The organism is Micromonospora sp. WMMD961, from assembly GCF_029626145.1.
Lineage (GTDB): Bacteria > Actinomycetota > Actinomycetes > Mycobacteriales > Micromonosporaceae > Micromonospora.
In genome coordinates, this window is the sequence record NZ_JARUBJ010000002.1 from 4,041,556 (window position 1) to 4,063,012 (window position 21,457).

17 protein-coding genes and 1 riboswitch are annotated in these 21,457 nt (G+C 74.5%); of the genes, 4 read left to right on the forward strand and 13 right to left on the reverse strand.

Annotation, left to right across the window (positions count from 1 at the left end; genetic code table 11):
• Positions 1-53 precede the first annotated feature (53 nt).
• Genes O7614_RS18435 through O7614_RS18445 form a run of 3 tightly spaced genes read left to right on the forward strand, consistent with a single transcriptional unit; the run spans position 54 to position 3,405 of the window.
• The gene (locus O7614_RS18435; RefSeq protein WP_278139697.1) at positions 54-578 is read left to right on the forward strand and encodes a PadR family transcriptional regulator; all 525 of its coding nucleotides are present in this window, start codon (positions 54-56) and stop codon (positions 576-578) included.
• Positions 575-1,255, forward strand: a complete 681-nt coding sequence (locus O7614_RS18440; protein ID WP_278139698.1) for an ABC transporter ATP-binding protein — start codon at positions 575-577, stop codon at positions 1,253-1,255. The genes O7614_RS18435 and O7614_RS18440 overlap by 4 nt, the downstream gene beginning before the upstream one ends.
• Positions 1,252-3,405, forward strand: coding sequence for an FtsX-like permease family protein (locus O7614_RS18445; protein ID WP_278139699.1), 2,154 nt, complete (start codon positions 1,252-1,254; stop codon positions 3,403-3,405). Before O7614_RS18440 ends, O7614_RS18445 begins: the two co-directional genes overlap by 4 nt.
• Before the next feature lie 3 nt (positions 3,406-3,408).
• Here the strand turns inward: O7614_RS18445 and cobA are convergent, their stop codons facing one another.
• From cobA to cobN, 12 genes are read right to left on the reverse strand one after another with little or no spacing between them, the layout of a single operon-like run.
• The gene (gene cobA, locus O7614_RS18450; protein WP_278139700.1) at positions 3,409-5,103 is read right to left on the reverse strand and encodes a uroporphyrinogen-III C-methyltransferase; all 1,695 of its coding nucleotides are present in this window, start codon (positions 5,101-5,103) and stop codon (positions 3,409-3,411) included.
• The gene (locus O7614_RS18455; RefSeq protein ID WP_278139701.1) at positions 5,100-5,696 is read right to left on the reverse strand and encodes a precorrin-8X methylmutase; all 597 of its coding nucleotides are present in this window, start codon (positions 5,694-5,696) and stop codon (positions 5,100-5,102) included. Before O7614_RS18455 ends, cobA begins: the two co-directional genes overlap by 4 nt.
• Positions 5,693-5,890, reverse strand: a complete 198-nt coding sequence (locus O7614_RS18460) for a 4Fe-4S binding protein (RefSeq protein WP_278139702.1) — start codon at positions 5,888-5,890, stop codon at positions 5,693-5,695. Before O7614_RS18460 ends, O7614_RS18455 begins: the two co-directional genes overlap by 4 nt.
• Complete coding sequence (gene cobJ / locus O7614_RS18465) at positions 5,878-7,605, reverse strand: precorrin-3B C(17)-methyltransferase (protein WP_278139703.1); 1,728 nt, start codon at positions 7,603-7,605, stop codon at positions 5,878-5,880. The genes O7614_RS18460 and cobJ overlap by 13 nt, the downstream gene beginning before the upstream one ends.
• Positions 7,602-8,861 carry a precorrin-6y C5,15-methyltransferase (decarboxylating) subunit CbiE gene (cbiE, locus tag O7614_RS18470; protein WP_278139704.1) on the reverse strand — a complete coding sequence of 420 codons (1,260 nt, stop codon included), beginning with the start codon at positions 8,859-8,861 and terminating at the stop codon, positions 7,602-7,604. Before cbiE ends, cobJ begins: the two co-directional genes overlap by 4 nt.
• On the reverse strand, positions 8,849-10,000 hold the full coding sequence (locus O7614_RS18475; protein WP_278139705.1) for a cobalt-precorrin-5B (C(1))-methyltransferase: 1,152 nt from the start codon (positions 9,998-10,000) through the stop codon (positions 8,849-8,851). Before O7614_RS18475 ends, cbiE begins: the two co-directional genes overlap by 13 nt.
• Positions 9,997-10,830 carry a precorrin-4 C(11)-methyltransferase gene (gene cobM / locus O7614_RS18480; protein ID WP_278139706.1) on the reverse strand — a complete coding sequence of 278 codons (834 nt, stop codon included), beginning with the start codon at positions 10,828-10,830 and terminating at the stop codon, positions 9,997-9,999. The genes O7614_RS18475 and cobM overlap by 4 nt, the downstream gene beginning before the upstream one ends.
• The gene (gene cobI, locus O7614_RS18485; RefSeq protein WP_278139707.1) at positions 10,827-11,600 is read right to left on the reverse strand and encodes a precorrin-2 C(20)-methyltransferase; all 774 of its coding nucleotides are present in this window, start codon (positions 11,598-11,600) and stop codon (positions 10,827-10,829) included. The genes cobM and cobI overlap by 4 nt, the downstream gene beginning before the upstream one ends.
• Positions 11,597-12,952 (reverse strand): cobyrinate a,c-diamide synthase, encoded by a 1,356-nt coding sequence (locus O7614_RS18490; RefSeq protein ID WP_278139708.1) that lies wholly within the window; start codon positions 12,950-12,952, stop codon positions 11,597-11,599. The genes cobI and O7614_RS18490 overlap by 4 nt, the downstream gene beginning before the upstream one ends.
• On the reverse strand, positions 12,946-13,557 hold the full coding sequence (gene cobO, locus O7614_RS18495) for a cob(I)yrinic acid a,c-diamide adenosyltransferase (protein WP_278139709.1): 612 nt from the start codon (positions 13,555-13,557) through the stop codon (positions 12,946-12,948). Before cobO ends, O7614_RS18490 begins: the two co-directional genes overlap by 7 nt.
• Positions 13,557-15,845 (reverse strand): VWA domain-containing protein, encoded by a 2,289-nt coding sequence (locus tag O7614_RS18500; RefSeq protein WP_347404357.1) that lies wholly within the window; start codon positions 15,843-15,845, stop codon positions 13,557-13,559. Before O7614_RS18500 ends, cobO begins: the two co-directional genes overlap by 1 nt.
• Positions 15,842-19,510 (reverse strand): cobaltochelatase subunit CobN, encoded by a 3,669-nt coding sequence (gene cobN / locus O7614_RS18505; protein WP_278139710.1) that lies wholly within the window; start codon positions 19,508-19,510, stop codon positions 15,842-15,844. Before cobN ends, O7614_RS18500 begins: the two co-directional genes overlap by 4 nt.
• Before the next feature lie 281 nt (positions 19,511-19,791).
• Positions 19,792-19,921: riboswitch (cobalamin riboswitch) on the reverse strand.
• Between the two features lie 341 nt (positions 19,922-20,262).
• Here cobN and O7614_RS18510 point away from each other — a divergent pair.
• Positions 20,263-20,979: an MBL fold metallo-hydrolase gene (locus tag O7614_RS18510; RefSeq protein WP_278139711.1), complete on the forward strand. Its 717-nt coding sequence runs from the start codon at positions 20,263-20,265 to the stop codon at positions 20,977-20,979.
• 39 nt (positions 20,980-21,018) lie between these two features.
• On the opposite strand, the gene O7614_RS18515 is transcribed toward O7614_RS18510, so the two are convergent.
• On the reverse strand, positions 21,019-21,354 hold the full coding sequence (locus O7614_RS18515) for a hypothetical protein (protein WP_278139712.1): 336 nt from the start codon (positions 21,352-21,354) through the stop codon (positions 21,019-21,021).
• Positions 21,355-21,457: the final 103 nt, after the last annotated feature.

The following is a 21,457-nucleotide window of genomic DNA, read 5'->3' on the forward strand; positions in this document are numbered from 1 at the left end:
ACCACACACCGAGGGTATATACGCGGGGTATACGCTCGGTGTAGTGTACTGCCATGAGCGTGCCACTGACCCTCCTCGGCCTCCTCGAACGCGAGCCCAGCCACGGTTACGACCTGAAGCGCGACTACGACGCCTTCTTCGGCCGGGGCAAGCCACTGCCGTTCGGCCAGGTCTACTCCACCCTCAGCCGACTGGCCCGCGACGGCAAGGTGGTGATCAGCGACGTCGCCCCCGGCTCCGGCCCCGACCGCAAGCGCTACGTCATCACCGACGTCGGGGCGACCGAGGTCGAGCAGTGGCTGACCCAGCCGGTCGATCCGGAACCGCACCTGCAGACGGTGCTGTTCGCCAAGGTCGTGCTCGCGCTGATGCTGGACCGGCCGGCCGCCGAGTACCTCGACACCCAGCGCCGGGCGCACCTGCACCGGATGCGTGAGCTGACCGAGATCAAGCGCGCCGGCAACCTGGTCGACGCGCTGCTCGCCGACCACGGCCTCTACCACCTGGAGGCGGACCTGCGATGGATCGAGATGACCGGCGCCCGTCTGGACGCCCTGCGGAAGGAGGTGCGGCCGTGAGCGTCGTGATCGAAGCGCGCGACGTGACGTTCTCCTTCGGCCAGACCCCCGCCCTGCGCGGTGCCAGCGTCGCCGTGGACGCGGGCGAGATCCTCGCCGTGATGGGCCCCAGCGGCTCGGGCAAGTCCACCCTGCTGCACTGCCTGGCCGGCATCCTGGTGCCCGACTCCGGCGAGATCCTCTTCGACGGGGCCCCGGTGCACGCCATGGCCGAGACCGAGCGCAGCAGCCTGCGCCGGGACCGCTTCGGCTTCGTGTTCCAGTTCGGTCAACTCGTCCCCGAGCTGACCGCGGTGGAGAACGTCGCGCTGCCGCTGCTGCTCAGCGGCGTACACCGGAAGCAGGCGCTCCCCAAGGCGGAAGCCTGGTTCGCGCGCCTCGGCCTGGACGGCTTGGAGCAGCGCCGCTCGGGTGAGCTGTCCGGCGGGCAGGCGCAACGCGTCGCCCTGGCCCGTGGCCTGGTCGCCGAGCCGCAGGTGCTCTTCGCCGACGAGCCGACCGGCGCGCTCGACTCGCTCACCGGCGAGCAGGTCATGGATCTGCTGGTCGGTGCCGCCCGCGAGCAGGGCACCACTGTCATCCTGGTCACCCACGAGCCGAGGATCGCGGCGTACGCCGACCGCGAGGTCATGGTCCGCGACGGGCGCGTGAACGCGCCGGACCGGATCACCTCGTGATCCGCTTCGGGCTCCGCCTCGCCGTGGCCGGCGGCCGTGAGGCGCTCACCCGCCTGGTCGTCATCGCCGCCGCCGTCGCGATCGGCAGCGGGCTGCTGCTGACCACCCTCGCCGGGGTCAACGCGGTCAACGCCCAGCTCACCCGGTACGCGTCGATGTATCCCCACGCCTCGGCCGGCGACGTCGACCCGCTGTGGTGGTCGACCCGACAGGACTACTTCCACGGCAAGCAGATCACCCGGATCGACGTCGCCGCGACCGGCTCGACCGCGCCCACCCCGGTCGGCATCCCGACCATCCCGGGTCCCGGCGATTACTACGCCTCGCCCGCGTTCCGCGACCTGCTGGCCGCCCACCCGGCCGACCAGTTGGGCGACCGCTACCCGGGGCGTGACCTCGGCACCGTCGGCCGGCCCGCGTTGACCTCGCCGGACACCCTGCTCGTCATCGCGGGCGGCACCCCCGACCAGGTCGCCAAACTCCCCAACGCGCAGCAGGTCACCCGCGTCGGCGACACCCCCGCGCTTCCCGAGGCCACGGTGAACCTCATCCTGGGCGTGATCGCCGGCGGGTTGCTGTTCCCGGTGCTGATCTTCATCGGCACCGCCACCCGGCTCAGCGCCGCCCGCCGGGAGCAGCGTTTCGCCGCGATGCGCCTGGTCGGCGCGACGCCCCGGCAGATCTCGCTGGTCGCCGCGGTGGAGGCGTCCGCCGCCGCCGTCGCCGGCACCGCCGTCGGCTTCGGCCTGTTCTACGCCTTCCGCGACCCGCTCGCGGGCATCCCGTTCACCGGCATGCCGTTCTTCCCCAGCGACATGTCGCTGGGCGTGCTGGACGTCCTGCTGGTGGCGCTCGGCGTCCCGGCCGGCGCGGCGCTGGCGGCCCAGGTCTCGCTGCGCCGGGTACGGATCTCGCCGCTGGGCGTCACCCGCCGGGTCACCCCCCGGGCACCGCGCGTGTACCGGCTGATCCCGATGGTGCTCGGCGTGGCCGTGCTGGTCTTCGCCATCGGCTTCCGGCCCGAGACGTCCGACGGCCAGGCGGCCGTGTTCCTGCCCGGCCTGCTGCTCATCATGGCCGGGCTGATCTTCGCCGGTCCGTGGTTGACGATGGTCGGCGCCCGGGTGATGGCCCGGTACGCCAACCGCCCGGCCACACTCATCGCCGCGCGACGCCTCGCCGACAACCCGAAGGCCGGCTTCCGGGCGATCAGCGGCATCATGCTCGCTCTCTTCGTCACGAGCGTGGCCGTCGGCGTGATCACCACGATCGTCGCCAACCGCGGCCCGGCGCCCACCGGTTCGACCGACGCGGGCACGGTGACCACCGTCTTCGACGAGAAGGTGCCGTCGGTGCCCGACTCGCTCTTCGCCGAACTCAACGCGATCAGCGGCGTGCGGTCCGCGACCGCCATCCGGGAGAACCCGGAGATGATGAACGGTGGCGAGGTCGGGGTGATCGCGTGCACCGACCTGCCGAGCGCGTACGGCCGGTGCGCCGACGGCGCGAGCGTCATCGAGGTGCCGATGGGCCTCAGCCGCTGGCGGGAGTCGGCGTCGCCCGCGACGGTCTGGCCCGCCGCGTCGCTCACCCTCGACGAACTCCAGCGGCTACCGGTGGTGTCGATGGTCGTCGGCACGGACGGCTCCGCTGCCGCCGTCGAACGCACCCGTACCGTGCTGGAGGTCGCCTTCCCGACCTTCTGGGTGGGGCCGAACGTGCCCGGCGACTTCGAGTCGGACTTCGCCGACACGCTGCGCGGCTGGGAACAACTGGCCAACGTCATCATCGTGGCCAGCCTCGCGCTCGGCGGATGCAGCCTTGCGGTCAGCGTCATCGGCGGTCTCACCGAACGCCGACGCCCGTTCAGCCTGCTGCGCCTCAGCGGAGCACCGGTGCGGGTCCTGCGCCGGGTGGTGGCGCTGGAGAGCGCCGTGCCGATGCTCGCCGTCGCCGCCGTCGCCATCGGCATGGGTCTACTCGCCGCCCACCTGTTCCTGCGCGCGCAGATGGACTACACCCTCGTCGCGCCGCAGCCGGGCTTCTACCTGATCGTCGTGGTCGGGTTGGCCGCCTGCCTCGCCGTCATCGCCTCCACCCTGCCGCTGCTGGAACGCATCACCGGGTCGGAGACCGCCCGCAGCGAGTGATCGTCAGACCGTCGGCCCGGTGGTGGTGAGCGCTACCACCGGGCCGAGGACGAAGACGGCGGGTGGACGAATGTCCTCCCGGGCGGCGACGGCGCCGATCTCGTCCAGCCGGGCGGGCACCGATCGCTGCCCGGGCAGCCCGGCGTCCTGCACGGACAGCACCGGGCTCTGCGGGGCACGTCCGTGCTCGATCAGCACGGTCGCGATCTTGGCGATGGTGTCGACGGCCATCAGCAACACGACGGTGCCCCGGGCCCGGGCCAGCGCCGCCCAGTCGACAAGGGAGTCGGGGTGACCGGGCGGCAGGTGGCCGGACACGACTGTGACGTCGTGCGCCACGCCCCGGTGGGTGACCGGCACGCCGGCGAGGGCCGGCGCGGCGAGCGCGCTGCTCACCCCGGGCACCACCGTCACCGGCACGCCGGCCGCCGCGCAGGCCTGGGCCTCCTCGTGGCCGCGCCCGAAGACGTACGGGTCACCACCCTTGAGCCGGACCACCCGGCGACCGGCGCGGGCGTGCGACACCAGGGCCTCGTTGATCGCCTCCTGGGCCATCGAGGGGCCACGGGGCACCTTCGCCGCGTCGACCACCAGCACGTCGGGGCGCAGCCCGGCGAGCAGCCCCTGCGGGGCGAGTCGGTCGACCACCACGACGTCCGCGGCGTCGAGCAGCGCCTTTCCGCGTACCGTGATCAGGTCGTCGGGCCCCGGCCCACCGCCGACCACCGCTACCGAGCCGTGTGCGTGCCCGTGGTGGTGGTCGTGCCCGTGGTGGTCGTGGTCGTGGTGATGGTGATGGCCGACCGGGTCGTCGGGGTGGTCGTGCGGGCGTTGCGGGCGACCCACCTTGTCCGCGAAGCCGGGCATCAACACCCGGTACGCGCAGGTGTCGCAGTTCATCCGGATGTCCCCGCCCAGCGCCTCGGCGTAGCGTTCCAGCACCAGGTCGGCGAGGGCGTCGCAGTCGCCGATCACCTCGGCCACCCGCACGTCCAGGTCGGGGTGGGCGGCGGCGAACTCCGCCGACTGGGCGACGATGCGGTCCGGCAGCACCCCGGCGAACAGGAAGTACGGCGCGACGACGATCCGCCGCGCGCCGAGGCGGCGCAGCCGCTCCAGCACGGCCGGGACCGACGGTTGGGCGAGGGAGATGAACCCCGGCTCGACGCCGGCGTAGCCGCGTCCCTCCCAGAGCAGTCGGGCGACCTTGGTGACCTCGGCGTTGGCGTCCGGGTCGGTCGACCCCCGCCCGATCAACGCGACCCACGTGCCGGCCCGGTCGGCACCGGCCAGTTCCGTGCCGTCCCAGTCGGCCGTGCCGGCCTGGGCAGCACCGGCCAATGCGGTGTCGATGCGCTGTTCGAGGGCGTCGTGCAGCAGCGGGTGCGGGCCGAGGGGGCGGCCGTAGCGGTAGGTCAGCCCGGGGTGGCGTTCCTGCTCCCGGGCCATCGCGGCGGGGATGTCGCCCTTGCCGTGTCCGGCGCCGGTCAGCACCAGCGGCAACGCCACCAGGGCGCGGTGCCCACCAGCGACGAGCGCGCCGACCGCGTCGGTCAGCGGTGGGCGGGACAGCTCGATGAAACCGCCCTCGACGTCGCCGACGTCACCGCGACCGCGGACCCGCTCGACGAGAGCGGCGAACTGCTCGACCCCGGCCGCGCTGCGCGTGCCGTGCCCGACGATGACCAGACCGGTCATGACTTCTCCTCGACGTAGAGCAGGGCGTTGAGGGCGGCGGCGGCGACCGCCGAGCCGCCCTTCTCTCCCACGTTGGACACCCCGGGTAGGCCACTGGCCCGCAGCGCCGCCTTCGACTCGGCGGCACCCACGAAGCCGACCGGCAGGCCGACGACCAGCGCCGGAGCGGCGTCCACTGTGAGTAGTTCGGCGAGCGCGGTGGGCGCGCAGCCGACCACCCAGACCGCCCCGGGACCGACCCGTCGCAGGGCGATCCGCACGGCCGCCGCCGAGCGGGTGATGCCGGCCGACCGGCCCAGCTCGGCGGCGGCCGGTTCGGCGATCGGGCAGACCAGTTCCAGGCCGGCTCGGGTGATCCCAGCGGCGACCATCGCCACGTCGGTGACCACGGGCGCCCCGCCGCGCAACGCGGTAAGCCCCGATTCGAGGGCGGCCTCGTCGCAGACGAGGTCGTCGACGTAGGCGAGGTCGGCGCTGGCGTGCACCACCCGCTCGGTGACCGTGCGGGTCAGCGGCGGCAGGTGCGACAGGTCGACCCGCTCGCGCAGGATGCGGTACGACTCGGCCTCGATCGGGTGCACCACCCGGCTCATCGGGCTCCTTCGCAGGGGTCGGGCTCGACGATGCGGATCGCGTCGACCGGGCAGATCTCCAGGCACTCCAGGCAGCCGGTGCACCGGTCGACGCGGACCGTGAGACCGCCGGCGACCGGGCGGATCGCGTGGGTGGGGCAGGTGAGCAGGCAGGCGCCGCAGCCCTGGCAGGCGCCGATGGTCACGAGCGCCACCGATACCCCCGGGGTGTGACCATCCGGCCGGCGACCAGCCTCGTGTCGCTGCTGCCGACCACGACGACGCTGTACATGTCGACCACGGCCGGGTCGATAGTGGCCACTGTCGCCAGGTGGGTCCGCTCGCCGGGGCGGCTGGCGTTGCGCACCACACCGACCGGGGTGTCCGGTGGCCGGTGCACGCCGAGAATGCCGAGCGCCTTGCCGAGCTGCCAGTCCCGGGCCCGGCTACGTGGGTTGTAGAACACCGTCACGAAGTCACCCTCGGCGGCGGCGGTCACCCGCCGCTCGATGACCTCCCACGGGGTGTGCAGATCGGACAGACTGACGTAGGCGTGGTCGTGACCGAGCGGCGCACCGAGCAACGCGCCGGCTGCGAGGGCGGCGGTGACGCCGGGCACGCCCACCACGTCGATCCGCTCGTCGGCGTACTCCAGGGCGGGGCTGGCCATCGCGTACACCCCGGCGTCGCCGGACCCGACCAGCGCGACGGCGCGGCCGGCGGCGGCCTCGGCGACGGCGACGCGGGCCCGTTCCTCCTCCGCGCCCAGCCCGCTGGAGAGCACCCGGGTGCCCGGGCGGAACACGTCGCGGACCTGGTCGAGGTACTGGTCCAGGCCGACCACCACGGAGGCGCGGCGCAGCTCGGCCACCGCGCGGGGGGTGCGCAAATCGGCCGCGCCCGGTCCGAGGCCGACGACGGCGAGCCGGCCGCGTGGCGCGTGCCGGGCCACCGCCACGGTGGCCATCGCGGTGGCGGTCTTCCCCACCAGCAGCGTCGCGTCGGCGGCCCGGCCGTCCGGACCGAGCAGGGCCGCGGCCTCCGCCACGCTCGGCGTACCGACCGCGGCGCGGACCACCTCGCTGGGGTTCGGCACGTCGACCGCCGCCAGCCGCGTCGCCGGCCAGGTAACCAGGGGTACGCCGAGCGCGTCGGCGGTGCTGCGGATGCCCGCCTCGTCGGCCTTGACGTCGGCGCTGGCCAGGCAGCGCAGACTCGCCGGGTCGAGGCCGGCCTCGGCCAGCGCCCGGTGCAGCAGTTCGAACACCTCGGCCGCGGGTACGCCCCGACTCGCGCCCACCCCGGCGACCAGCGACGGTGGGCGCAGCACGGCGGTCCGCTCGTCGGGTGGCACCACGCGATCGGTGACCAGCAGGCGGTACCCGTGCTCCGGCGTATCCCCGTCGGCGGGGCGCACGTTCGGCGGCAGGGCGGGCAGCGGCCAGTCGGCGTCGGCGATCAGCCGGACCGGCTCGCCGTCCAGGATGGCCCGGGACACCGCGGCGACCGCGCCTTGGACGGGCCAGCCGAGGGTGTCCAGTCCCGGCAGGTCGACCGTGTCGGTGGCGGTAGTGATCACCGGGCGGGCGTCCAGCAGCGTACCGACCTGCTCGGCGAGGGCGTTGCCGCCACCGGCGTGGCCGCCCAGCAGTGCCACGGCGTGCCGGGCCGCCTCGTCGACGACCACCACCGCCGGATCGGTGCGCTTGTCCCCGAGCAGCGGCGCGAGGATCCGTACCACCGCCCCGGTGGCCAGGAACGCGACCACCGCGTCGGACCCGGCCCAGGCGGACCGCAGCGCGTCCGCCACGCTGTCCCCCTCGACCAGCCGGGCGTGCGGCCACGCGGCGGTCACGGCGTCGGCGTACCGGCGGCCGGCGGCGGTGGCCGCCACCAGGCCGATCCGGGCGGGCGGGTTCTGGTCGGTCACGGGCGCTCCCCGGTGAGGACGACCACCGGGTTGGTGGCCGCGAGGCGGATCGACCCGCCGGGCAGGTCGGCGAGGCGGGCGGCGGAGAGCTGGCTGCCCTCGACCGTGTAGCCGGCGGCGCGCATAAGGCCGACGGCCGGTGCGACCCGGTCCAGTGCAGCCAGGGTGAGCACCACCCGCCCGGGTCGGCGGGCCAGCACGGCGGCGAGGACGTCGGGACCGCCACCGCCGACGAAGACCGCGTCGGGCTCGGGGAGGCCGGCCAGAGCCTCCGGGGCCCGCCCGACGAGGAGCCGGACGGTGACCCCGTGCGCGGCGGCGTTGGCCCGAATGGTCGCGCCGGCCGCGGGATCCTGCTCGGCGGCGAGCACGGCCGCGCCGAGCAGCGCGCACTCGATGCCGACCGAGCCGCTACCGGCGCCGACGTCCCAGACCAGCCGACCCAGGCGGGGGCGCAGCCGGGCCACGACGAGGGCACGGACCTCCGACTTGGTGATCATGGAGTCGCGGTGGGCGTAGCGGGCCTCCGGCAGCGCCCATCCGCCGGGCGGCGCGGCGGCCGGCTGGTTGTCCACACGCATCCCGCCGACGGCGACCGGATCGGGCGCGGCGTCTGCGGACCCGGCGGGCACGGCGTCGGCGAGGCTGAGCAGGACGTGCGGGTCGGCCCAGGTCTCGGCGGCGGCCTGCTCGGCGCTCACCGTGCGGATCCGTTCGGCGTCGGTGCCCAGGTGCTCGGCGACCAGCAGGCGGCGGGACCAACCGACCAGGCCGGCGCCCAGCTCGGCCGCACCGGCGCCGGGCGCGGTGAGCACCGCGACCAGCGGCAGCGCCCGGCAGGCGTTCAGGGCGGCCCGGGCGTCACGTCCATGCGCGGTGACCACGGCGGCGCCGTCCCAGGGCAGCCCGGCGCGGGCGAACGCGGCGGCCACACTGGACACCGCCGGCACCACCCGCAGCGGCAGCCCGGCCGCGCGCAGCCGCCGGACGATACCGAACAGGCCGGGATCGCCGCTGGCCAGCACCACGGCCGGCACTCCGGCGTCGACGACCTCGGCGAGGCGGCGCAGGGCGGGGGCGAGCGGCCCGAGGGCGATGGTGTCCGCGCCGGCCGGTACGGGGACCGCGGCCAGGTGCCGGGCAGCGCCGACCACCAGCCCGGCGGTGGCCAGCGCGGGCGCGAGGGCGGGGTGCGGCGATGCTCCGGCGGCGTCCAGGCCGACCACTGTCACGGTCACGGTGCTCATCGGGGCCACCGACCGGACGAGGCGACGACGCGCGCTCCGGCGAAGTCGACCATCGCCACGTCGACGGTGACCGTCGGCCCCGCGAAGCGCCGCAACACCTGGCGGACCCGTCGGCAGAGCACGTCGCCGGCCGGTTCGAGCAGCCCGGCGGCCTCCCACAGCTCGTACGCGTGTCGCCCGGTGTTCGCCTCGGTCACGGCGGCGACGAGGGCCGCACCACCGCCGGCCTCGGCGGTGACCGCGCCGAGCAGGGACAGGTCCACCTTGGATCGGGTGTAGTGGGTCATCAGGATGCCGGCGGCGAGTTTGGCGAGCTTGCCGGCCATACCGACGAAGACGACCCCGGTCATCGCGTCGCCCACCGCCGCGGTCACCGCCGCGCCGGTGAAGTCGCCGACCTCGACGAAGCAGACCTCGGGAAGGTCGGGCAGGAGCGCGCGGGCCGCCCGCTCGGTACGCCCACCGGTGCAGAGCACCACGGTCCGCTCCCCCTGGGCGGCCATCACGTGTACGGCCTGCACGACACTGGCCCGCCAGGACGCGGTGGAGAAGGGTCGGACGATCCCGGTGGTGCCGAGGATCGAGATGCCGCCGAGGATGCCGAGCCGCCGGTTGGTGGTCTTGCGGGCCATGATCTCGCCTCGGGGCACGCTGATCACCACCCGGACGCCGACCTCGGCGAGGTCGACCACCTCGGCCACCGCCTCGCCGATCATCCGGCGTGGGGTGTCGTTGATCGCCGGACCGCCGACCGCGAGCCCGAGGCCGGGCTTGGTGACCGTGCCGACGCCGGCACCGCCGGCGAGCCGCAGTCCGGGGTCGTCGGTCCAGCCCACGGTGGCGGTCAGCTCCGCGCCGTGGGTGACGTCCGGGTCGTCCCCGGCGTCCTTGACGACGACCGCCTCGGCGCGCACCGGTGGGTTGCCGGTCACCTCGCAGCGTTCGACCGGGAAGCGCACCCGGCGTCCGGCGGGCAGACCGATCTCCACGTCGGGCTGGATCTCCCCGGTGACCAGCGCGGTGACCGCCGCCTTGGCCGCCGCCGTCGCGCAGGCACCGGTGGTCCAGCCGGTACGCAGCGCGGTGGGCCAGACCTTCGCGGTACGCGGCAGGTCCGGCTCGCGCAGCGGCGGCTCGGCGTACGTCATGGTGTCTGGTTCTCGCCGGCACGGGCGGCGGTCTGCCGGCGCAGCTCGGCGCGGGCGGCCGGCTCCGCCCGGCGGAAGGTGTGGAAGTGCCCGGGGTGGTAGAGGTGCGAACGGGTGCCCTCGGCGGCCAGCGCCGGCCCGACCAGGAACAGGGTGTGCTTCCACAGTTTGTGCTGCTTGACCGTGGCCTCCAACGTGCCGACCGTGCAGCGCACCACCAGTTCGTCGGGCCAGGTCGCCTGGTACGCCACCACGGCCGGGGTGTCCTCGGGGTAGCCGCCGGCCAGCAGCTCGGCCTGCACCTGCCCGGAGCGGGCGGCCGAGAGGAACAGCGCCATGGTGGTGCCGTGCCGGGCGAAGTCCCGGACCCGCTCGCCCGGCGGCATCGGGGTCTTGCCGCCTTCGAGGCGGGTCAGGATGACCGACTGGGCCACCTCGGGCACTGTCAGCTCCCGTCCGACGATCGCCGCGACGGCGGTGAACGAGGACACCCCGGGGACGATCTCGACGGCCAGGCCGAGTGCCCGGCACAGGTCCACTTGCTCCTGCACCGCGCCCCACAGCGCCGGGTCGCCGGAGTGGATCCGGGCCACTGTCAGCCCCTGCTCGGCGGCCCGTCGGTAGAGCGGCAACACGCCCTCGATGGGCAGCTGCGACGAGTCGACGATCTCCGCGCCGGCGCGGGCGTGGTCGAGCACGTCGGCGTGCACCAGGCTGGCCGCCCAGATCACGACGTCCGCCCCGGCGATGACCCGGGCGGCCCGCAGGGTCAGCAGGTCCGCCGCCCCCGGGCCGGCGCCGACGAACCACACGGTGCCGTCACTGGTCACAGCTTCCCTCCTCGGTGCTCGCGGCGGGCCGGAACCAGCAGCGTCGACAGGTACGGCAGGTCGTGCTCGGTGGCGTCGACCGGCCCGATGCGTTCACCGGGCATCCCGAGGCTGCGCCCGAGGACCGCGTCGGCGAGGCGGCCCTGCCGGCGCAGCTCGGCGAGCAGGTCCGGGTGCCGCCGCCAGCCCTTGTAGACGACCACGGTGCCCGGCCCGGCGAGGGCGTCGGCGAACAGCACCGACCCGGCGGTGGCCGGGAGCAGGGTCAGCGGTTCGCGTCCCTCACAGAGCGGGGTGCCGCTGCGGGAGGCCAGCTCCTGCATGGCGGTGACGCCGGGGACGGTTGCGACCCGCACCGCCGGGCGCAGGACCCGCACGCTCTGCGCCAGGTAACCGAAGGTGGAGTAGACGTTGGGGTCGCCGATGGTGGCGAAGGCCACCGACCGCGCTCCGGCGTCGACCGCCTCGACGACAGTGCGGGCCGCGTCGTCCCAGGCCGCCACCCGGCGGGCGGTCAGCCCACCCCGGTCGTCCAGAGCGAACGGCAGCCGGCGCAGCCGGTCCGCCGCGACGTACTCCCGCACTGTCGCCTCGGCCCGCCCGGCGTCGGCGCCCGACGGCGTCGCGGTGGCGGGCGCGGTGGGTGCGACCCGTTCGGCCATCACGGGTACGAAGACGACGTCCGCCTCGCGCAGCACCCGCACCGCCTTGACGGTGAGCAGTTCCGGGTCGCCCGGGCCGACACCCACCCCGGTCAACGTGGCCGTCATCGGCACGCCTCCACCAGCCGGCGGGCCGCCTCCGGGTGACCGGCCCAGTGGGTGTGCAGGTAGGAGGCGTGCACCCGTCCACTGACGAAGCCGTGTTCGGTGTCGTTCCAGCGCCACGCCGACCGGTCGCCGTGCCCCGGGTCGGTGGTGGTGCGGTGGAACTCGTGTCCGCGTACCGGCTCGCCGGACAGCGCCACCGGGGAGTCGGTGACCGCCACGGCGTCGCGGTAGCCGAGGGTGAGCCGGCCGGTCATCCGGGCGGTGAGGTCCAGCCGGCCGCACATCGGTACGCCGTCCAGGGACCGCCCGAGGTAGAGCAGCCCGGCGCACTCGGCCACGATCGGCCCGTCGAAGTCGGCCAGCTCGGCGCGCAGCGTGGTGTTACCGGCCAGCGCTTCCGCGTACGCCTCGGGGAAGCCGCCGCCGATCACCACCGCCCGGGTGCCGGTGGGCAGCGCCGGATCGCGCAGCGGGTCGACGGTGACGACGTCCGCGCCGGCGGCGGTGAGCAGTTCGGCGGTCTCCGCGTACGAGAAGGTGAAGGCCGGACCTCCGGCGAGCGCGACCCGTGGTTGCCCCGCGTCGACCGGACCGCCGACGGCGTCGACCGGGTCCCACTCCGGGGTGGTCAGCGGCCCGGCGCTGCGGGCCAGGGCGAGCACGGCGTCCAGGTCCACTGTGGCCTCGACCAGTTCGGCGAGCGCGGTGACGATCGCCAGGGACTCAGGCGCCCGCTCGGCGACCGGGACCAACCCGAGGTGCCGGGCCGGCGCGGCCACCTCGGCGGCCCGGGTGACGGCCCCGAGCACCGGCACGCCCACCTCGGCGAGGGCGTCGCGCAGCAGCGTCTCGTGTCGGGGTGAGCCGACCCGGTTGAGGATCACCCCGCCGATCCGCACCGCCGGGTCGAAGGCGGCCATGCCCAGCGTCAGCGCGGCGGCCGAGCGGCCCTGCGCGGTGGTGTCCAGCACCAGCAGCACGGGCGCGTCGATCAGCCGGGCGACGTGGGCGGTGGAGGCGTAGTCGCGGCGGCCGACCGCGCCGTCGTGCAGGCCCATGACGCCCTCGACGACGGCGATGTCGGCGGGCGTGGGGACGCTCGCGCCGTGCCGCAGCAGACCGGCGATCCGGTCGGCGCCGACCAGGAACGGGTCGAGGTTGCGCCCGGCCCGGCCGGCGGCGAGGGCGTGGTAGCCGGGGTCGATGTAGTCCGGGCCGACCTTGTGCGGACTGACCGTCAGGCCGCGACGGCGCAGTGCGGCGAGCAGCCCGGTGGCGATCGTCGTCTTGCCGTGGCCGCTGGCCGGCGCGGCGACCACCACCCGGGGCAGCGGCCAGGGTGTGCTCACCACTCGATGCCCTTCTGGCCCTTCTGGCCGGCGTCCATCGGGTGCTTGACCTTGGTCAGTTCGGCGACCAGGTCGGCGGCGGCGACCAGGCGCGGGTCGGCGTCCCGGCCGGTGATGACGACGTGTTGGAAGCCCGGCCGGTCGGCCAGGGTGGTGACCACCTCGTCGACGTCCACCCAGCCCCACTTCATCGGGTAGGTGAACTCGTCCAGCACGTACAGCCCGTAGCGCTCGGCGGCCAGGTCCCGCTGGATCTGCCGCCACCCCTCCAGGGCGTCGGCGGCGTGGTCGGCGTCGCCGCCGCGCTGGATCCAGGACCAGCCCTCACCCATCTTGTGCCAGGCCACCGGTGCACCCTGGCCGGTACGCTCGTGCACCTCGCCGAGGGCCCGGAAGGCGTTCTCCTCCCCCACCCGCCACTTGGCGCTCTTCACGAACTGGAACACGCCGATCGGCAGACCGGCCGTCCAGGCCCGCAACGCCATCCCGAAGGCGGCTGTCGACTTGCCCTTCATCTGTCCGGTATGGACGATCAGCAGTGGCCGGTGCCGGCGCTGCCGGGTCGTCAACCCGTCGGCGGGCACGTGTGTCGGCTGCCCCTGCGGCATCAGCGATCTCCCCTGTCTGCGGTGGCGCCGCCGGTGTAGATCTTGGAAGAAGAGTGCCCCTGGGAGGGCGTATTCCTTCCAAGATCTCCACGGGTTGGTGGTTGGGGGTCGGCGACGAGGTCGTCGAGTCGACGGCGAGGGGCGCGTAGTTGCAGTGCCAGGCGATTCGCCAGGTTCAGTCGGACCGGGCCAGATTCGCAGTCGACGACCACGCAGGCGGCACCCGAGGCGGCCAGCACCGCCGCCGCCCCTGCCGCCCGATCCAACGGACGGGTGCCGGCGGTGGCGCGGCCGTCGGTGACGATCAGGACCAGGGGGCGGCGCTTCGGGTCACGCAGGCGCTCCACCCGCAGCAGGTCCGCGGCGGCGAGCAGACCCTCGGCCAGCGGCGTACGCCCACCGGTGGGCAACTCGGCCAGTCGGGTCGAGGCGGCCAGCACCGACGAGGTGGCGGGCAGCAACGTGCGCGCGTCGGCGCCCCGGAAGGCGATCACGGCCACCTTGTCCCGCCGCTGGTACGCGTCGGTGAGCAGGGCGAGGACCGCGTCCTTCACGGCGGTCATCCGCTGCCGGGCACCCATCGAACCGCTGGCGTCCACCACGAACAGCACCAGGTTGCCCTCGCGCCCTTCCCGGACCGCCTCGCGCACGTCGCCCGGACGCAACCGCAACGGGCCGGTCGACCGCCCCCGCGACGCCTGGTGCGGCGCGGCGGCGCGGACTGTCGCCGGCAGGTGCAGCGCACCGACCCGACCGTTCGGCACCCGGGCCCCGGCCGTGCGGCCCCGCCCGGTCCGGGCGCGCGAGCGCCGGCCGGGCACCCCGTCGCCCACGCCGGGCGCGGTGAGCAGCCGCGCCCTCAACCCACCCCGGGGTACGGCCACCCGACCGCCGCTGCCGTCACCGCTCGGCGCCGAGGTCGGGTCGTCGTCGCCGACACCGTTTGGCCGGCCGCCGGTGGGACGCCGATCGCCATCGTGCGGCCACCCGCCCGCGCCGCCGCCCTCGGAGCCAGGATCGTCCGCGCCGCCGCCCTCGGAGCCGGGACCGTCTGCGCCACGCTCGCCGAAGCCGTGCCCGTCCACGGCGTTGCGCTGCGGACCGCCGCCGGCCGGGCCACTCGGGCCGCCCCCGTTCGGGCCGCCGTCACCGTCCGGGCCACCGTTACCATCCGGGCCGCCGCCCTGCGGGCCCTCGCCGTCCGGGCCACCGCCCTGCGGGTCCCCGCCGTCCGGGCCACCGTCGTCGGGACCGTCGTCGTCCGGGTCGTCGGGATGGGCGTCCTGGGCGCGCTGCAACGCCTCGTCCAGGCGCTTCTCGTCCAGCCCCGGGGTGTCGAACGGATCGCGGCGGCGGCGGTGCGGCAGGGCCAGCCGAGCGGCCACCCGCACGTCGTCGATGGTGACCCGGTCCCGGCCGTACCACGCGGCATGCGCCAACGCGGTCCGGGCGGTGACGATGTCGGCGCGCATCCCGTCCACGTCGAACGCGGCGCACACCTCGGCGATCTGCCGCAACGCGGCGTCCGGAAGTCGTACCCCGGGAAGACGGCGACGGGCGGCCGCCACCTGGCCGGCGATCTCCGCGTCGGCGTCGGCGAAGCGGGCGGCGAACCCGGCCGGATCGGCGTCGGCGGCCAGCCGACGACGGACCACCTCCACCCGGACCGCCGGGTCCCGGCTGGCACCGACCTCGACGGTGAGCCCGAACCGGTCCAGAAGCTGCGGTCGCAGCTCCCCCTCTTCCGGGTTCATCGTGCCGACCAGCAGGAACCGGGCGGCGTGGCTGACCGAGACGCCCTCCCGCTCGACGTGGCTGCGGCCCATCGCCGCCGCGTCCAGCAGCAGGTCGACGAGGTGGTCGTGCAGCAGGTTGACCTCGTCGACGTAGAGCACACCCCGATGCGCGGCGGCGAGCAGACCCGGCTCGAAGGCGCGTACGCCCTCGCCGAGGGCCTTCTCCAGGTCCAGTGAGCCGACCACCCGGTCCTCGGCGGCGCCCACCGGCAACTCCACCAGGCGGGCCGGGTGCGTCTCGGCGGCCGCGTCGGCCGGATGCGGCCCGTCCGGGCAGGCCGGGTCCGGCTCGGCCGGGTCACAGGCGAAGCGGCAGCCGGCGACCCGGCGGACCGGCGGCAGCAGCGCGGCCAGCGCCCGCACGGCCGTGGACTTGGCCGTGCCCTTCTCACCCCGGACCAGCACCCCGCCGATCGCCGGGGACACCGCGTTGAGCAGCAACGCCAACCGCATGTCGGCCATGCCGAGCACCGCACTGAACGGGTACGTCATGCCCGGTCCTCCAGATCGCCCTCGCTGGCCAGGTACGTGTCGCGCAGCCGGTCCAGGGTGGCCGGTTCGGGTTTGGCCCACAGCCCCCGGTCGGCGGCCTCCAACAGCCGCTCGGTGATGCCACGCAACGCCCACGGGTTGGACTGCTCCAGGAACTCCCGGGTGGTCTCGTCGAAGAGGTACGCGGCGGCCAGGTGCTCGTACATCCAGTCGTCGACGACACCGGCGGTGGCGTCGTAGCCGAACAGGTAGTCCACCGTGGCCGCCAGCTCGAACGCGCCCTTGTAGCCGTGCCGGCGCATCGCGGCGATCCACTTCGGGTTGACCACCCGGGCCCGGAACACCCGCCGGGTCTCCTCGCCCAGGGTGCGGGTCCGCACGTCGTGCGGCATCGCCGAGTCACCCACGTACGCCGCCGGTGCCGTGCCGGTGAGGTGACGGACCATCGCCACCATCCCGCCGTGGTACTGGAAGTAGTCGTCGGAGTCGACGATGTCGTGCTCGCGGGTGTCCTGGTTCTTCACCGCCACCGAGATCCGGGCGAAGGACCGTTCCATGTCGGCGCGCGCCTCCCGCCCGTCCAGGCCCCGGCCGTAGGCGTAGCCGCCCCACACCGCGTACACCTCGGCGAGGTCGGCGTCGCTGCGCCAGGTCCGGGCGTCGATCAGCGGCAGCAGGCCCGCGCCGTACGCCCCGGGCTTCGAGCCGAAGATCCGGGCGGTGGCCCGCCGCTCGTCGCCGTGCTCGGCGAGGTCGGCGGCGACGTGCGCGCGCAGGTAGTTCTCCTCGGCCGGCTCGTCCAGGGCGGCGACCCGCCGGACCGCGTCGTCGAGCAGCGCCACCACGTGCGGGAACGCGTCGCGGAAGAAACCGGAGATGCGCACGGTGACGTCGACCCGGGGCCGGCCCAGCTCGGCCGTGGGCACCACCTCGATGCCGGTGACCCGCCGGGACCGGTCGTCCCAGACCGGGCGGCAGCCCAGCAACGCGAGCACCTCGGCGATGTCGTCGCCCTGGGTCCGCATGGCGCTGGTGCCCCACACGGTCAACCCCACCGAGCGGGGGTACGCCCCGGTGTCGGCGAGGTGCCGGGCCAGCAACGAGTCGGCGAGGGCGACCCCGACGTCCCAGGCGTTGCGGCTGGGGATGGCCTTCGGGTCGACGGAGTAGAAGTTGCGACCGGTGGGCAGCACGTTGACCAGGCCCCGAGTGGGGGAACCGGACGGGCCGGGCGGCACGAACCGACCGTCGAGCGCCCGGAGGGTGTTGGTCAGTTCGTCGGTGGTGCGGTCCAGCCTGGGTACCAGTTCGGTGGCGGCGAAGCGCAGCACCGCGGCGACGTCCGGGATCGACCGGCCGGTGACCTCCACCACCACCGCGTCGACGGTGTCGGCGTCCCAGCCGAGCGTCTCCATCCCGATGACCAGGCGCCGGGCGAGCGCCTCGATCAGGTCGACGGCGTCGGCGGCGGTCCCGGCGGGCCCGTCCACCACGTCGGTCAACGCGCTGGGCAGCGCCAGTCGTCGTCCCGGTGACGCGAGCAGCTCCTGCTCGTCGAGGGAGTACGCGACGGCGAGGGCCTGCCGCAGGCCGGGCAGGGCGTGGGCGCCACCCCAGATCTGCGGTGCGCGCAGCACCGCGAGGACCAGGTTGACCCGGGGCTCCCCGGTCGGCGCGTCGGCGAGGATGTGCAGGCCGTCGCGGATCTGCACGTCCTTGACCTCGCACAGGTACCCGTCGAGGTGCAGCACGAAGTCGTCGAAGTCGTCCGCGTCGGGCATCGCCTCGGCGTGCAGGTCGTGGTGCAGCTCGGCGGCGCGCACCAGGTCCCAGATCTGCGCCCGCACGGTGGGCACCTTGGCCGGGTCGAGGGCCTGCACCGTGGCGTACTCGTCGAGCAGTTGTTCCAGTTTGGCCAGGTCGCCGTAGGTCTCGGCGCGGGCCATCGGCGGCACCAGGTGGTCGATGACCACGGCGTGCGCCCGCCGCTTGGCCTGGGTGCCCTCGCCGGGGTCGTTGACGATGAACGGGTAGACCAGCGGAAGGTCGCCGAGGACCGCGTCGGGCGCGCAGCCGGCGGCCAGGCCGAGGCCCTTGCCGGGCAACCACTCCAGGGTGCCGTGCTTGCCCAGGTGCACCACGGCGTCCGCGTCGAAGCCGCCGTCGACGGCCGGCGTGGCCAGCCAGCGGTACGCGGCCAGGTAGTGGTGACTCGGCGGCAGGTCCGGGTCGTGGTAGATGGCGATCGGGTTCTCCCCGAAGCCGCGTGGCGGTTGGATCAGCAGCACCACGTTGCCGAAGCGCAGCCCGGCGAGCACGATGTCGCCGCCCTCGGTGTACAGCTCGCCGGGCGGTTCACCCCAGTGTTCCCGCATCCGCTCGCGCAGCTCGGCCGGGACCTGGTCGAACCACCGCTGGTACGTCGGACCGGGAATCCGGGCCTCGGCGGCGGCCAGCTGCTCCGGGGTGAGCCACTCCACGTCGTGGCCTCCGGCGGCGATCAGCGCGTGGATCAACGCGTCCCCGTCGGTGGGCGGTGGCGCGTCGCCCAGGTCGTAGCCGTCCTCGGCCAGCGCGGCGAGCAGACGGACCGCCGAGACCGGGGTGTCCAGCCCGACGGCGTTGCCGACCCGGGAGTGCTTGGTGGGGTACGAGCTGAGCACCACGGCGACCCGCTTGTCGGGGTTGGGCAGGTACCGCAGCCGGGCGTGGCGCACCGCGATCCCGGCGACCCGGGCGGCCCGCTCGGGATCGGCGGCGTAGACCGAGAGACCGTCCGAGTCGATCTGCTTGAACGAGAACGGCACGGTGACGATGCGGCCGTCGAACTCGGGGATGGCCACCTGCATGGCGGCGTCCAACGGGGACAGCCCGGCGTCGCTGTCGGCCCACTGCTTCCGGGTGCTGGTCAGGCAGAGCGCCTGGATGACCGGCACGTCCAGGGCAGCCAGGGCGCCGACGTCCCAGGCGTCCTCGTCGCCGCCTCCGGAGGCGTCCGCGGCGACCGCGCCGCCGGCCGCGAGGACGGTGACCAGCAGCGCGTCGCAGCGGGCGAAGAGCCCGAGCGGGCCGGCGCCGGTGGTGAGCCCGCGCAGCGAGCCGCAGAAGATCGGCAGCGGGTTGCCGCCGGCCGCGCGGACCGCGTCCGCGAGCACGTCGACGAAGCCGGTGTTGCCCGCGAGGGCGTGCGCCCGGTAGAAGACGATGCCCACGGTGGGCCGGTCCGGGTCGGCGGGGTGTTCGCCGTGTACGCCGTACGCCGGGGTCGGTGCGGGCGGGGCGAATCCCTCGCCGGTGAGCAGCACCGTGTCGGAGAGGAACCGGGCCAGTTGCCCGAGGTTGTCCGGCCCGCCCTCGACCAGGTACGCCAGCGCCTGGGTGACGACCCCGGACGGCACTGTGGAGATGGCCATCAGTTCCGCGTCGGGCAGGGCCTCGCCGCCGAGCACGACCGTCGGCACGCCGGAGGTGAGCACCGTGGCGAGGCCGTCCGGCCAGGCCTGTCGACCGCCGAGCAGGCGTACGACGACGAGGTTCACGCCGTCGAGCAGGGCGGGCACCTCGTCGGCGGCGACCCGGGCGGGGTTGGCCAGCCGGTAGTCGGCGCCGCTGGCGCGGGCGGCCAGCAGGTCGGTGTCGGCGGTGGAGAGCAACAGGATGCGCACGGCAGGCTCCGGGGAGTGACGCCCGGCCACCACGAGGGTGACCGCGACGATGTGGATGGGTGCGGCGTCAGCCGGTACGACGGCGGGGCGGACGGCTCGCGGGCGCGAGCGGCGGGGCCGGTCGGCGGCGGGCGGCGCTCAGCTCAGCGGGGCGTGCCGGGTCGCGGGCACCGTGAATCGCCCACCGTGCGGGGCATGACGATGCTCGTCGATGAATGAGACGCCGTGCGTCATCGGGTCCTCCTCGGGTGTCCACGCCCTGGGGTACGTCCCGACGGCCGAAGTATCCTGGCTTCCGGATCGACGCTCTCCCCCGGCCTTCCAACCGCAGACACACGGCCGTGACTCACGAGGGGGGATCGCTCCCCGGTGACAGTGGCGGGACCGCGTCGGAATCGCACCGACTTCCTTCACTGCCGTCAGGCCGCGAATGCTGCCACACGCTTCCGCTGCGGGTCAACGCCGGTCCAACCCCGCCCGGCGGGCTGCATTCATCGAGATACGGCGATCACCGTGACCGCGACCGCGCGCGTCGCGACGCCCCGGATCAATGCCCGGCGTCCTTTGCTCTGCTTACCCATAGGCACCAGACACGGAGCGTCACTGGCGCATATAGACATGCAGAGCAAAGGATGGCCGAACCTACCCTGGCCTGCGCCGACCGTCCGGCGGGACGGCGCCGTGCCGCACCGTCACCTAGGATCGGCGAACGTCGCACCAGTGTCCGCGGTCAATCTCGGAGGTCGATCACCATGGTCGCCCTGCGGTTCCATCACCTGGCGGGTCGGGTCTGGGTCTGTCCGGGCGATCCCGACCCGGAGGCGGTCCAGGCCGGCGTCGCCGTGGTGGCCGACGAGCGCGGCAGTGTGATGATCGACGCTGGGCAGAGCCCCGGGCACGCCCGCGCGATCCAGGCCGCGCTCGCCGTTGCGGGGCTGCCGAAGCCGCGCTGGCTGGTCTACACCCATCACCACTGGGACCACGTCTGGGGCGCTTGCGCATGGCCCGGCGTGGAGATCGTCGGGCACGAGGCGGCCGTGCCGCTGCTGCGCGCCGAGGCCGCCCGGCCGTGGAGCCACAGCTACCTGGACGAGCAGGTACGCGCCAACCCCCGCCTCGGCCCGAGCTTCCACGCCCGGGCACGCGCGATGGACTCCTGGGAGGACTTCACAGTCCTACCCCCGACCTGGACCTTCACCGATGCCGACGAGTTGTCGGTCGGGGTTCGGCTACGCCACGTCGGCGGCGGGCACGCACCGGACTCGACGGTAGTGCTGGTGCCCGACTCGGGCGTCCTGCTGCTGGGCGACTGCTTCTACCCGCCGCCGGCCCATCTACGCCGGCCCGGGGAGGGCCCCGACCTGGCCCTGGTGCGCCGCCTGCTCGACCACGACTACCACTGGTACGTCTCCAGCCACGCCCAGCCGATGACCGCGCAACAGGCCCGGTCAGCCGTCGGGGACGCCTGAGCAGGCGAGCCTGAGCAGGCGAGCCGCAGCGGGCGTGCCTCAGCGGGCGTGGCGTTCCGGGTGGGCGCGATTCCACACCCGCATCCGCTCCGGGTAGCCGGTGCGGGCCGCCTCGTACAGCGGCACCGCGTGCTTGCGGGCAATCGCCCCCGCCGCCCGGGGCGTACCGGTGCGCCGACGGATCCACTCACCGTCGTGGGCGATCGCCACCACTGTGGTGTCGGTCGCGGTCGTCTCCGGCTCCAGGTAGAACTCCACCCCGCGCCGGGTGGCCACGAACGCCTCCAGCGCCGCGAGGTCCTCGCGGGTCGCCTCCCGGTCCAGCTTCGTCGGGGTCGTCTCGGCACCCCGTCCCCGGCGATTGAACCAGCTCATGACCAGCCCCTCTCCTCGACACCACTCCCAGTGCACCACCGAATCCTGGCAATCCGCTGCACGCCGGGTGGGAGCAACCTGACCCGCGCCGGGTGGAACCCGC